The 13,655-nt window shown below is 40.0% G+C and carries 12 protein-coding genes; 7 read left to right on the top strand and 5 right to left on the bottom strand.

The window, feature by feature from the left end; translation table 11 throughout:
- Window positions 1-4: 4 nt before the first annotated feature.
- Window positions 5-1,177, top strand: a complete 1,173-nt coding sequence (fadA, locus tag F909_RS00920; protein ID WP_004802276.1) for an acetyl-CoA C-acyltransferase FadA — start codon at window positions 5-7, stop codon at window positions 1,175-1,177.
- A gap of 68 nt (window positions 1,178-1,245) precedes the next feature.
- On the opposite strand, the gene F909_RS00925 is transcribed toward fadA, so the two are convergent.
- Together F909_RS00925 and F909_RS00930 are read right to left on the bottom strand one after the other, a co-directional pair.
- The gene (locus F909_RS00925; RefSeq protein WP_005154854.1) at window positions 1,246-1,764 is read right to left on the bottom strand and encodes a hypothetical protein; all 519 of its coding nucleotides are present in this window, start codon (window positions 1,762-1,764) and stop codon (window positions 1,246-1,248) included.
- A 207-nt stretch (window positions 1,765-1,971) separates the two neighbouring features.
- Window positions 1,972-2,604: an RBBP9/YdeN family alpha/beta hydrolase gene (locus F909_RS00930; protein WP_005154853.1), complete on the bottom strand. Its 633-nt coding sequence runs from the start codon at window positions 2,602-2,604 to the stop codon at window positions 1,972-1,974.
- Window positions 2,605-2,678: 74 nt separating this feature from the next.
- On the opposite strand from F909_RS00930, the gene F909_RS00935 reads away from it, so the two are divergent.
- On the top strand, window positions 2,679-3,041 hold the full coding sequence (locus tag F909_RS00935) for a MerR family transcriptional regulator (protein WP_005154851.1): 363 nt from the start codon (window positions 2,679-2,681) through the stop codon (window positions 3,039-3,041).
- Window positions 3,042-3,051: 10 nt separating this feature from the next.
- On the top strand, window positions 3,052-3,747 hold the full coding sequence (locus tag F909_RS00940) for a YidX family protein (protein WP_005154850.1): 696 nt from the start codon (window positions 3,052-3,054) through the stop codon (window positions 3,745-3,747).
- 37 nt (window positions 3,748-3,784) lie between these two features.
- On the opposite strand, the gene F909_RS00945 is transcribed toward F909_RS00940, so the two are convergent.
- Both F909_RS00945 and F909_RS00950 read right to left on the bottom strand, forming a co-directional pair.
- Window positions 3,785-5,590: an ABC transporter ATP-binding protein gene (locus F909_RS00945; RefSeq protein WP_005154847.1), complete on the bottom strand. Its 1,806-nt coding sequence runs from the start codon at window positions 5,588-5,590 to the stop codon at window positions 3,785-3,787.
- A 56-nt stretch (window positions 5,591-5,646) separates the two neighbouring features.
- Window positions 5,647-6,396, bottom strand: a complete 750-nt coding sequence (locus F909_RS00950) for a hypothetical protein (protein ID WP_005154846.1) — start codon at window positions 6,394-6,396, stop codon at window positions 5,647-5,649.
- Between the two features lie 177 nt (window positions 6,397-6,573).
- Between F909_RS00950 and F909_RS00955 the strand changes: the two genes are divergently transcribed.
- The 4 genes from F909_RS00955 to F909_RS00970 all read left to right on the top strand — a co-directional run bounded on the left by F909_RS00955 (window position 6,574) and on the right by F909_RS00970 (window position 11,610).
- A complete protein-coding gene (locus F909_RS00955; protein ID WP_005154845.1) occupies window positions 6,574-7,269 on the top strand; it encodes a DsbA family oxidoreductase in 696 nt (231 codons plus the stop codon).
- 547 nt (window positions 7,270-7,816) lie between these two features.
- Window positions 7,817-9,238, top strand: a complete 1,422-nt coding sequence (locus F909_RS00960; protein ID WP_005154843.1) for a hypothetical protein — start codon at window positions 7,817-7,819, stop codon at window positions 9,236-9,238.
- A gap of 218 nt (window positions 9,239-9,456) precedes the next feature.
- The gene (locus tag F909_RS00965; RefSeq protein WP_005154841.1) at window positions 9,457-10,599 is read left to right on the top strand and encodes a hypothetical protein; all 1,143 of its coding nucleotides are present in this window, start codon (window positions 9,457-9,459) and stop codon (window positions 10,597-10,599) included.
- Between the two features lie 129 nt (window positions 10,600-10,728).
- Window positions 10,729-11,610 carry a hypothetical protein gene (locus F909_RS00970; RefSeq protein ID WP_005154839.1) on the top strand — a complete coding sequence of 294 codons (882 nt, stop codon included), beginning with the start codon at window positions 10,729-10,731 and terminating at the stop codon, window positions 11,608-11,610.
- 91 nt (window positions 11,611-11,701) lie between these two features.
- On the opposite strand, the gene htpG is transcribed toward F909_RS00970, so the two are convergent.
- The gene (gene htpG / locus F909_RS00975; RefSeq protein WP_005154837.1) at window positions 11,702-13,621 is read right to left on the bottom strand and encodes a molecular chaperone HtpG; all 1,920 of its coding nucleotides are present in this window, start codon (window positions 13,619-13,621) and stop codon (window positions 11,702-11,704) included.
- Between the last annotated feature and the right edge of the window lie 34 nt (window positions 13,622-13,655).

The following is a 13,655-nucleotide window of genomic DNA, read 5'->3' as shown; positions in this document are numbered from 1 at the left end:
GTGAATGGCTACTTTAAATCCACGTGACGTTGTGATTGTTGATGGCGTTCGTTCTGCCATGGGCAAATCACGTAACGGTATGTTCCGCAATGTACGTGCCGACAGTTTATCTGCTGAATTAGTACGTGCACTTGTTGCTCGTAACCAGTTTGATACTAACGAAGTTGAAGATGTAATCTGGGGCTGTGTCAACCAAACTTTAGAGCAAGGTATGAACATTGCTCGTAACATTGGTTTATTGGCTGACATTCCAAAAACTGCTGGCGGCCAAACAGTAAACCGTCTTTGTGGTTCTTCTATGCAAGCAATCCACACGGCTGCTGCACAGATTGCAACCAACCAAGGTGATGTATTCATCATCGGTGGTGTAGAGCATATGGGCCACGTTGGTATGATGCACGGCATCGACCTTAACCCAGAAGCATCTAAACACTATGCGAAAGCATCTAACATGATGGGCTTAACCGCTGAAATGTTAGGTCGCATGAATGGTATCTCTCGTGAAGAGCAGGATGCATTCGGTGTTGAATCTCACCGTCGTGCGTGGGCTGCAACTCAAGAAGGTCGTTTCAAAAACGAAATCGTGGGTGTTGAAGGTCATGATGCAAACGGCTTCAAAATCCTTTGCGACATCGACGAAGTGATTCGTGCTGATGCCAACCTTGAAGCGTTCAAAGCATTGAAACCAGTTTTTGATCCTAAAGGTGGTTCAGTAACAGCAGCAACTTCTTCTGCTCTTTCTGACGGCGCATCTGCAATGTTGCTTATGTCTGCTGAACGTGCTCAAGCATTGGGTTTAAAACCACGTGCCGTGATTCGTTCAATGGCAATTGCAGGTTGTGATGCTGCAATCATGGGTTATGGTCCAGTACCTGCAACTCAAAAAGCGCTTAAACGTGCTGGTTTAACGATGGCGGATATCCAGACTATCGAATTGAACGAAGCATTTGCGGCTCAAGGCTTATCAGTGATGAAAGGTTTGGGCGTTTATGACAAGCAAGACATCATCAACTTGAATGGTGGTGCGATTGCATTGGGTCACCCATTGGGCTGTTCTGGTGCGCGTATCACAACAACATTGTTGAACGTGATGGAACAACAAGATACACAAATCGGTCTTGCGACCATGTGTATCGGTCTTGGTCAAGGTATCGCGACCATTATCGAACGTGTTTAATCGACACTGAGATAAAAAAATCCCCGCTAAATGCGGGGATTTTTAGTTTAAGTAAGAAGATAGAAAGACTAACGTGGAATCAAATTATTTTGAGAACCATTGAGTGCATCTCTATACTGTTGTTGTAATCTCAAAATATCATCAACATTAACTTTAATTGTTCCATCCCGAATCCCATCAACACTATTACGATTAATATTAAGTGGCTCTAGGATTTTAAATAGGCCATTGGTTGGGTCAGAAGACTGTAAACCAGAAGCAACCGCTAAAATATATTGCTGTAACACTGGTGAAAATTGAGACAAATCCGGCTGTGCTGCTGTAGGTTGGTAATTCACGACCAGTGGACTTTCACTTACGCCTGCATTCTGCATGTCATTGTGAATTTTATAGACACGATGCTGCAGTGCTTGGCGCACTTGCTTATCTTCCTGATAAGGTACAAATCCCACTTCTTCACGCAATTCAGATTCAGCCATGACGCGAATGGTCGGTAATGAAGTAACTGCTGCTTCATCTGCATAGGCTACCGGCACACCTGTAAAAGCCAATGCAGTGATCAGGACGGATCGTTTTAGAAAATTCATCTCTTGCTCCAAACATCCCTCATCCATAAGAAGATTGAGTTAAATAAAAGTGTCTATTTAATAGGCTACAACAAAGTGATGTTTGATTCAGTATGGGTCAGATAAACGGTAAATATCACTCAAAGTTTAAAGCTAAGATCAATTAAATTTGAGCCATTAGCTCCATTCCATAATCGGAAAACAAAACACAAACCATTATATAAATTTCTAATGTGCCAATATTTCCTTTAAATACAGAACTAATTGTGGAAACTCACTATAACCATCCTCTGCTAAGAAATGACCTGCTTTAGCAACAACGGTACAAGGTATCTTAAATTTTTTTGCTAATTTCAGACTCAGTTCGGGTGGAACATAAGCATCATTGTCAGAAATAAACAGGTGTTTATGTACAACATTCTGAAAATTAAATTTAAGATTTTGACTGTTTAGAATATAAGAATTGAGTTGTGGCAAAGCCGGTAAAGTTTCAATAAAACCCGATACCAGCACAATACCTCCAACCTGTGAGGGGTTCCACTTAGATAGAAAATTTAATAACGTGATCCCCCCTAAACTATGGGCGACAAAGTAAGTATTTTTATCTATCACATTAATATTCTGTCCCAAAATTTGTTGCCACTTCTCTACATCTGGCTGCATCGGATTTGGTAAAGATAAAATCGTTACCTGCGTATGGGTATCCTGTATCTGCCTTTGAACGGACTCAAACCAATGGTCATTTACTGTAGCACCATAGCCAGGCACAATATAAATATGTCGTTGTGGAACTTCTTGCTGAGCCGTATATCCCAACATTGAAATACAGCATAATCCAATCAAATCAACCAATTTTTTCATTCAAATCGACCGCAGTTATATTGCTTAAAAGCTATGCTAAACTATGACACTAATGTCAGAGTCAAGTCGTATTTATGAATCTTGCAAAAGTTGCCGAATTGACTCAAGTCAGCCCTCGTATGTTGCGTTATTATGAGAATCTAGGACTGGTACAACCCAAACGGAGTGCAAATAACTACCGAGATTACAGTCAAAAAAATATTGAAGATATTCATAAAATTAAAATACTTAATGATGCAGGCATGAACCTAAAAGACATCCAAGTGCTATTACCATGTTTTGATTTAGCAGATCGCCGCTTTAGTCTATGTTCAGTTGTACTGTCGAAACTAGAAAATGAACTTAGACAAGTGGATGGACAATTAAGCAAACTACAACAATCGCATGACTTGTTAAAATCTTTTTTAGATCATGGTACAGTTGAATCAAACACTTAGGATCATAAAGATGAAGGATATAATAAAAACGACGTTCGCTATCACGTTGTCGAGCATAGTTATTACAGGCTGTGCCACCTCAACCCTGATCAAGAAAGACAATCGAAGTTATACTCGAACTACAAAAGTAACTTTGGTTGAAGACAATGTCGTCGCTTTTGGCCGACCTGCGCAAAATGCTACAAACTTGCCTAAAGACAGCATCGTGATTGCAGGCCAACAGAAAAGCTATATCCTGACCCAAGGCGGGACTCAGTTCGTCACCCTGATCAGTAAACTTGATCCTAAAAATATTCAAATCACCCGTGATCTCAATTTCTATTCAGAAAAAAATGATGGTCATTTTTCGGGTACTTTGCCACTTTCTTATGTGAAATTGAAAGAAGATCTAAGCAAGAAAGACCTTGAGTTTTTTATTGAAAATGGCGCAAAAGAATGTTCGTCTTCAAGTGATGAGCGTATGCAAGCGCAACGCTTCTGTTTTGACATTAAATTGGCAGGCGTGGTCTATCCAGCAGCCAACAATCTCAGCTCATTAAAGGCGCTAAGCAAATCTTATCAAGTCACCATCTATACCAACAAAGAAGAAAGTTATACATCCAAATCGGGCTTGAATCCCTTAGAAAAACTGGTTTTGCTACCTTTTGCAGTCGCAATTGATGTCGTCAGCCTCCCTTTTCAAGCTGCGGACAAGATTTTTGATTAATCTATAAAAAGACTTTTCTAACAAGATGATGAAGTGACTAACTATGCGTTTCCTCTTCATCATCGCCTTCAAAGGTCTTGGAAATTTTTTCGATATTTAAGCTCTTGGCCATCGCATCAAAGATGTTCTTATACGTCCCTTGTTGCTGATAGAGTTGATGATGTTCACCATGCTCCACAATCATGCCGTCTTCCATGACATAGGTGTAATCCGCATCAATAATTTGCGAAAGACTATGTGAGATGATAATTACGGTGCGTCCCTGCTTAATCTCATCCAGACTATGTTTGATTTGCTCGGTTGCAATTGCATCCAAACTGGCAGTCGGTTCATCCAGAAAGATAATCGGTGGGTTTTTCAGAAACATGCGTGCAATCGCAATCCGTTGTTGTTGTCCACCCGAAAGTAACAAGGCATCAGACTGATAGGCCAAAGGTAACTTGAGAATCTGATCATGGATAGACGCTTTTTTTGCTGCAAGGATAATCTCATCCTGTGTCGCATCCATCTTGCCGTAACGGATATTTTCCTCAATCGTCCCCTGAAAGATATGATTTTTTTGCAGTACTAAACCAATATGATCGCGTAGATATTGAGTATCGATCTCGGTCAATGACGTTCCATTGAGTAGAATATCTCCCGACTGAGGCAAATAAAATTTATCCAGTAGGCTGATTAAGGTTGATTTACCTGCGCCCGACAAGCCAACCAGCGCGGTAATCTTATTCGGCTGAATGGTTAAATTAATATCTTTCAGTGCATGATAGCCATTTGGATAGAAAAAATTCACCTGCTTTAGTTCAAACCTACCTGTTAGTGGCTGAGGTTTTAGTTCTCCAGAAGTTTCAATTTCATCATCTGCTTCTAAAATTTTGAAAAAACTTTCTGCATAAATCATGGCATCATTCACTTCATCATAGATACGATGTAAGGAACGAATCGGTGCAGAGACATTATTGAACAACAAGATATGAAACATGATCATGCCAATACTCATATCCCCCACCAAAACGAAATAGGCGGTTAAAATAATGATAAACACCACCCCAATCTGTTCAATAAAGGTTTTAAGTCCATCGAACAAAAAACTGAGTTGGCGAGTATGCATCTGATCTTGGGTCAATTGTTTTTGTAAGCTGAGCTGTTTTTCGGCCTCAATCTGTTCACGGTTAAATGATTTAATTACGGTAATCGACTGAATAATACTCAAGGTGCCCTGACTTTTACGTTCCCGCCCATCTCGTAAATTACGTCGCGTGCCACTCAGTTTCTGTGCCTGTTTGAAGGTAATCCAAAAATAAATTGGCACAATACTTAAAGCCACTAAACCAATCCAGAAATTGGCATAAAACATCAAACACAGAGCAATAATTGCACTGCTAAATAACGGAAAAATATCAATAAAGAAGATTTGTACCAGCCGGGTAATCGAGCCAATACCACGATCAATACGGGTTTGTAACTTTCCTGCCTGATTATCATCCTGTGTAAAGAACGCCAGCCGATACTGTAGAAATTTCACGATGATCGACTGAGCCACATCCTGTGAGATCAGAATCCTTAATTTTTCGCCGAAGAACTTCTGCCCAAACTGAATGAAAATATTGAGCACTTCTTTGCTCAATAAAATCACACTGATGGTGATCAGGATATGCAAGCCTGCATTTAGACCCTGCCCTGATTCAACCACAGCATTGATCTGATCGACAGCATATTGCAGGGTTAGCGCATTCACCTGAGCGGTTAAGGCACCAATTAAGGTTAGTACTAGCGTCACCGCAACCAACCACTTATAAGGAAGTACAAACGGCTTAACTTTATGAAATAACTGCCATAGATTCATCTTGTTCGACTTCTACCTGTGCTAACCATGCAATATCTGCGCGTTATCAATCTCTGTTACAGCTCATCCTCTAAAACTTCGGCATTATTTTTCTTAATTTTTTCCATCTTGGCATTTAGCTTTAAGACATCTTGATACAGCGCATTAAACTTTTTCACCTGTGTTGTTTCAGCAAACAGAATCGTTTTATCCTTTCTTTGCCACGAATATTTTTTCAGCATATCAAACATCGCCTGTGCCTTTTCGATAATCTGCTGCTCAATCGGGAAAATATCATGCGCTTTATCCACTTTCAGATTATGTTCTAATTTTGCTTGGAGTGAGTTTCTCATTTCATTATGAATTGCCAAACTTTTTGCCTGCTGCATAGAACTGGTCTGAATCTGTTGCCGTGCTTGCTCATACTCAGCTGATGCTTTACGCACATTTATAAACATCTGCTCAGTCTGTTGATAATTTTGCTTGCGGTCTTGGTCTAAACGTTCAACATCTAAGAAAGTATCCCAATTGGCTGCTTTAAGTTCACGTAAATAGCGATTACGCGCTTCTACATTCTGCATCCAATAACTGAGTAGAAACTCGGACATCAACTTATAATCGCCCGCCAAACGATCATCATGAATATCCAATTGCACAGGTGTAGACCAGTCTTGTGCCTGATCATAAAGTGTTCGCATTTTCTCAGCCATCACCACTTCAAACATTTGCTGATTATTGATGGCACGTTGTTTCAAAGTCTGTTGATAAAAGAAGAAAGAACCGATACAAAGCATGATAACTGTAATAAATAATAAAAAACGGCGCATAGTGCCTCCAAATATAATTATATTTTTTATGTTGTTAATCTGAGTTTAATCGATAAAACACATGCGGTTATATACCTTTTTATTTCACTTATCGTAACGGAGCATTACATTTTCATCGCTTTAAATTCTATACATTCGCCCCTATTATCTGTTTAACGAGAATTGAAGAGATCCACCATGCGTGTAGATATTTGGTCAGATGTGGTCTGTCCGTTTTGTTATATTGGTAAAAAACGTCTTGAACATGTGGCTGAAGAAGCTGGTATTGAACTAGACATTCACTGGCATAGCTTTGAACTAGACCCAAATGCTCCTGCTAAACATGAGACCTCAAATACTGAACGTTTAGCGCAAAAATACGGCCGTAGTTATGCGGAAATGGAAGAGATGGAGCGTAATGTTGCTGCCATGGCTGCAGCAGAAGGCATCGACTTCCAATGGCAAAAAGCCAATTCAGGTAATAGCTTCAATGCACATCGTATTATTCACCTTGCACAAAGCAAAGGCTTGGGCAATGAAGCGAAAGAAGCTTTTTTCCATGCTTATATGACAGAAGGTTTGGCAATTGGCGAACGTGAAGTAGTGGAAGAAATTGCCTCACGGATTGGTCTAGATAATGCTGAAGTTGAGTATGTGCTAGATACCAATGAACTCGCTGATTTTGTTCATCACGATGAACAAATTGCTCACGAACAATTGAAAGTGACTGGCGTTCCTTTCTTTGTCTTTGATCAAAAACTTGCACTTTCAGGTGCTCAACCGCGTGAGATCTTCTTACAGGCGATGCAACAAGCGCAGTCAGAATCAACTGAAGAAATTGAGCAAACCGATGCAGCTCAATGTAATGATGATCAGTGTGAAATTAAACCTTAATTTAGATTGATCAGAAAGACCGCTTCAATACATATTGAGGCGGTCTTTTTTATCATCAATTGTCTTTTATTTCAGTATTTTATCTTTGAATAAATACCATTTATCGACAGTCATGATTATTTCAATCATGACATATTTTCATTTGCTGAGCTTTTCATCAAGACATATGTGAAAGTGATCACAATTCACGCATAAATTTATAGATAAAGTTTTATCTTATGATCTAGTTCCTCGATTCAATATTTTAAAATGTTTTTATTTTCAATAAGAAACCATGATCCATATCTCGATTTGAGCGATACAAATGAGATTTTCTACTAACTGCTCCACTATAGATTTTGCCTCTTTTTCTTCTATAATCGTCATAAAGTGACAATCTTTTGTGACTAGAATGTAAACATACCTCAATATCGCAAATCGTTTGTCACAAGCGTAAAACAGCATACTTTATCAACTATAACCGATTAAAAACTGTTAGAAGCTGCTGTCACTTTGTCCTTATTCATAATTTAAAACAGGCTCAAGCCTATCTCTAAGGAAACAATAGATGGACGTATTAGAGAAAGCACTCTTGGTTGATGAGCTTAAAACTCTCGTCAACGGGCTTAATGATGATAAAACATCACTTTTTGAAATTGCTAAATCAAAACAACGTATCAAAGACATCTGTGCATCTTGTGATGATCCTAATTTTCAGGATCAACTGACACCCTTTAAAGAATTTATTCTCAATGAAGAGTTTTCTAGCGATGATTTGGCCCATTATGGCTATGCGATGACCTATCGTGGAACTTATAACTTTATGGGCCGTGTGGAAAATGCATTATTTGCTTCGGCTGATATGGGCTGGGCTGCATTACGTCAAGCACAGCATTGGCAAGTTTGGGTCATCCGTCCTGCGCTATCCTTCCTGAAAAGCCCTTGGTTGAACTCCGCGCAAGATGCCTTGTTATGGCTACAAGAGCACGCTAGCGAATATGTTAAAACAGATCATCAATTACAAAACCTGATCCCTGTCTTAGAACCTATCCAAGCTGCGAACGTACAACAAACAACAAGTAAAGACAGCCTATCTATTCTTAAAGAAGAAACTGCCAAATTTCAGTCACAACTCAATGCGATTATTCAAGAAAAAATTCAACCCGCACAAGTGACTCCCACTATTCCAGCAGCAACACGGGTCAAACCGAGTTTTAGATCAGGTACACGTCCGTCAGCAAACCTCAATAAGGCAAAACCGCTGACCCTGAATGATTTTAATTTGGATGGTTTACTCTGCAAATTGGAGCGATTGGATCCACGCACCTTTCCATCACTATATCGAGTCGATCTACATAACGAAATTGACCAAAATATCAAAATTGACTGGCTGTATCTCAAGGCCGAAAATGAAGCGCAGCCACTTTGGGGATCAGCACAGATTTTCATTGCTGAGCAGTTGTATGCACAAGGCCAATTTTCACATTATGTGGTCTTGGTCGGAACCCATAGCGTTGAATACGCAACCACTATTTTACAAGCCTATACCGATCAACGGCATACTCGAACCAGTTCCATTCATCAAACCAGCTGGAATAATTTTAAACAACATTATCATCAGCATGAAACCTTGTTTAATGAATGTATTATGAATGGCACTCTCGTTTGGCAACGCGATCAACGTGTTTACCCTTATATTCCTGCATCATTTATCAACACTCAGAAATTCATCCCCTTTGATGAAACTGCTGCAACTTTTTTAACGCCTGTGATTTTACTCAGAGAGCGTCAAAAGATTCGTGTCATTCATGGATTAGAACGTGTCAAATTATCCAATGAAGACCAAGCTTATCCTTATCTGTTATTAGACCGAGCGGATGGCTATACATGGCAATTGATTCGTCAAGTGATTAGCCGCTTACCACAACCGATCTCTGTCCATGATCTCTATCAGGCCTTAGAAAATAGTGCCTTGCCAGAATCATCTTAAACTGAACACTCTTCAAACACTCCGTCTCATGCTGGAATTCAATGATTAGCTGTATTTTTCCAAAAGGATTTGGAGCAGTTAATGAAGCTGTATCGCACTAAACCATTATGATTTCTAGCATTTTTACTTGGTTAAATTGCTGCTTTTTGTGTCTAGTGCTTGCTTTTATGGCCTCAATCATCAAAATTTAACATAAGAACAATATATAAGTCTTCATTATGAACAATTTACAGCATATGGTACCAACACGTATCTTTTTTGCTTTGTTAACACTTTCGATGGGTACGATCAGTGTGACCAAGGCAGAAACTACTAATACTCAAACACTGGATCAACAGCAGAACAATGCTGCAAATTCAACGGTACCAAATACTTCGGAAAACGCACTGGACTATATTCCACGTTGGGTCGATGCGACACCGACTATTTTTCCTGAACAATCGGATCAATCTAAAGTTCCTCCAACGGCGGAAACAGAAGATAAAACTTGGTTTGACAAAAAGCAGCGTCGCATTCGAGAATGGGCTGACAATACCTCAGTCAAGATTGATGATTGGTTTGGTGATGTCGATCCTGAAAACCCAGCCTCAGCAACCATTCGGGTAATGCTAGATAACTATTGGAATGAATATGATGGTTATGAAGTTAAACCTCGTATTCGGGGTAAAATTAAATTACCGACCTTAGAGAAAAAGGTCAGTGTGGTATTTGGTGATGACTCGCTCGATGATGAGTTTAAAAATAATGTCGCCAATACCAATAACCAACCCAATCAAGACCCAAATAAAAAATTCGACTCCAGACAAACCCGTGACAGTAACGGTTCCCTCGCCTTACGTTGGTCAAATTTCTCCAAAAAACTTCCTTTTGAAACCGATGCGGATATTGGTATTCGTTCAGGCAGTGATATTTACGCCCGTTTAAGAGCTGAGAAGCACTGGGACCTACGCAATGATTTCCGCTTTAATGCAGAACAAATCTATCGCTATGGCAGTAAAAGTGAAAACTATCTACGCACCAATTTAGAGTTAATCCATGCACGTCCAAATCAACCCTTTATCTCTAATCAGTTTAGCCTGACCTATGCAGATAAACAGGATGATGATTTACTCTGGGACAACCGTACTTTCCGCCAGCATCAGTTCTTTGCCCATAATAACTTCAATTATGGTATCTATACGGGCGGCTACTACAACAATGATCAACTTCGCTTAAATAGCTGGGGGCCTTTTGTATCATGGCGACAACCGCTTTGGCGTGAATGGTTCTATGTACAAGGCGATCTTAATTATTTTAATGACCATCGCGAAGACCGTAATCATTTTGTCAGTACTTTCGTCCGACTCGAGACCTTATTCTAATACTTACATCCCAAGTCATCGTGCCCAATTTCGATTGGGCATTTTCATTGCTAAAATTCCTTGCACTATCAATAATTTTTTAAGCTTCGACTGTTATTATTATTTTCTTTTATTTTTCTTCACTTTAACATGTATCAACAATACGCTTTAGCCGTGTATTTCTTGATTGTAGGCAATTTTTGCCTCGGTGAGCTACTGACACCGTTCTTTCCAATGCTATTGCCTGCAAGCAGGCATTTTACGCGTACGTCATTTTATAAAAATGCTGATGCTCATAGACTCCGATCTAGGCATACACTCACTTGTGAGCTCACCCATGAAACTCTTTCCGATCAACTGAGTGATGCACAATTAAGTCAGGAATTGATGGCAGTTTTTGGTGATGACTCATTATGGTTACGCGCGCAACAACCTCAAGCACTTAAAAAGCTGGGGAAAAATAGTAAACACACCACTCATAAAAACATAAGTACGATCAACCCACTCACGGCCAGTTGGAGCACCATTTCGAGTTGGTTGCCATTTAGCAATAATCTGGACTTAGGTTCAAATTCCAATACGGATATTTATGTGCAGTTTCTTGCCAAGAAACAATGGCTGCTACCTTCTGGACTAAATCTAGACACTGCACAAATCTTTCGTTATGGCTCAAGCAGTAAGAACTACATCGAAACCCATTTCAATTTCACGCAAAAGTTTCAACAGCAAAGCTTGCTATCGACACAATTCAATCTGTCCAAAGCCCAAGATGAAGACTATACATGGCGCAATCGCACCTTTCAGAAACTGCATTTGTTATCTAAGGATAATCTCAGTTATGGCATCGTCAGTGAGGGGGAATATGAAAATAAAGAGCTACGTGTCAATCAATGGGGTCCATATTTTTCATGGAAACGCCCCATTTGGCGTAACTGGCTGTATATGCAAAATGATCTGAATTATTTAAATGTTCCTGCGGATAAGCAGGACAATCACTTTAGTTACCAGATGAGCTTTGAAGCCCACTTCTGAGCAAAAGATCAACACAACTGTGGATAACTTTAAAGTTATCCATACACATAAAAAAACCTCTACCGAAGCAGAGGTTTTTTGGTCAAATCACTTATTGCAATAACAAGCTATTGATACGTTTTACATAGGCTGCAGGATCTTCTGGTAAGCCACCTTCAGCAATCACCGCCTGATCAAAGATCACATTGGCCAAATCATCAAACTGTGCAGAGCTTTCTAATTTTTTCACCAATGGATGTTCTGGGTTGATCTCTAAAGTTGGCTTGATTTCTGGCACAGCCTGCCCTGCTTGTTTCAGCATACGGATGAGTTGTGGAGAAAGCTCACCTTCGCTGGTCACTAAACATGCTGGTGAATCCACCAAACGTGTCGTTACCCGCACTTCTTTGGTTTTGTCTTTTAACGATGTCGTTAAGCGATCCACCACAGGCTTAAACTGCTCAGCAGCTTGCTCTAGAGCCTTTTTCTCTTCGGCATCCTGTAGATCACCTAGATCCACTGCGCCTTTAGATACGTTTTGTAATGGCGTACCATCGAACTCAAAGACAAAATTCATTGCCCATTCATCCACACGATCCGCCATGAGCAACACTTCAATGCCCTTTTTCTTGAACACTTCAAGTTGTGGCGAGTTTTTCGCAGCCGTTAAATTATCCGCAGTCACGTAATAAATCGCTTTCTGCCCTTCTTTCATACGTGCCTTATAGTCGGCAAATGTCGTACTGATTTCATCATTGTTAGAAGTTGCATAGCGCAATAACTTCAAGATACGGTCACGATTGCCCGTGTCTTCGCCCAGACCTTCTTTCAACACTGAACCAAATTCGGTATAGAAGGTTTTGAATTTCTCTTGATCTTTCTCATCTTCCGATTTTGCTAAACCATCCAATAGTGTCAATACACGGCGTGCATTACCTTCACGGATGGTCTTCACATCGCGGCTTTCTTGTAAAAGTTCACGACTGACGTTCAATGGTAAATCTGCACTGTCCACTACGCCCTGAACAAAGCGTAAATAATTTGGAATCAGATTATCGGCTTCATCCAGGATGAATACACGTTTTACATATAGCTTGATACCTGCTTTCGCTTCACGGGTAAATAGATCTTGTTTGGCCTGACTAGGGATATAAAGTAACTGAGTATATTCGGTACTGCCTTCCACTCGGTTATGTGCCCATGCCAAAGGCTCTGCAAAGTCGTGACTTAGGTTTTTATAGAACTCGATGTATTGTTCATCACTAATTTCACTCTTGTTACGTGTCCATAACGCACTCGCAGAGTTAATCGCTTCCCATTCATCAGTCTTGACCATTTGACCGCCTTTAGGCTCTTCACCTTCAGCGACTTCTTCCTCTTGCCACACTTCTTTTTGCATTTCTATTGGCAAGCTGATGTGGTCAGAATATTTATTGATGATTTGTTTAACTTTCCACGACTCTAAATAGTCGAGTGCATCATCACGTAAATGCAAGATGATGTCCGTACCACGGGTTGCTTTCTCAATCGTTTGAACTTCGAACTCACCCGTACCACCACTGATCCAACGCACGCCCTCAGCAGTATCTAAACCTGCACGGCGTGATTCAACAGTAATCTTATCGGCAACAATAAAACCTGAATAAAAGCCAACGCCGAACTGACCAATTAACTGGGCATCTGATTTTTGGTCACCTGTCAATTTCGACATAAAGTCTTTGGTACCAGATTTGGCAATGGTACCTAAGTTATCAATGGCTTCTTGTTGACTCAAGCCAATACCATTATCTGAAATGGTTAAGGTTTTATTGTCTTTATCTAAACTAACGCGAACACGTAGATCTGGATCATTTTCATAATATTCAGGATGGTTAATTCCTTCAAAACGCAACTTATCACAAGCATCTGATGCATTTGAAATCAATTCACGTAGAAAAATTTCAGGATTCGAATACAGTGAATGCGTCACTAAATGTAATAGCTGCGCAACTTCAGCTTGGAAACTATAATTTTTTGCGACCTGCTCACTCATAAATCACTCCTTATCTGTGCTTATATCTTTGGAA

This window comes from Acinetobacter sp. ANC 3929 (genome assembly GCF_000369405.1).
GTDB lineage: Bacteria > Pseudomonadota > Gammaproteobacteria > Pseudomonadales > Moraxellaceae > Acinetobacter.
Note: the sequence above shows the minus strand (reverse complement) of the source record. Positions and strands in the feature narration are given on the sequence as shown.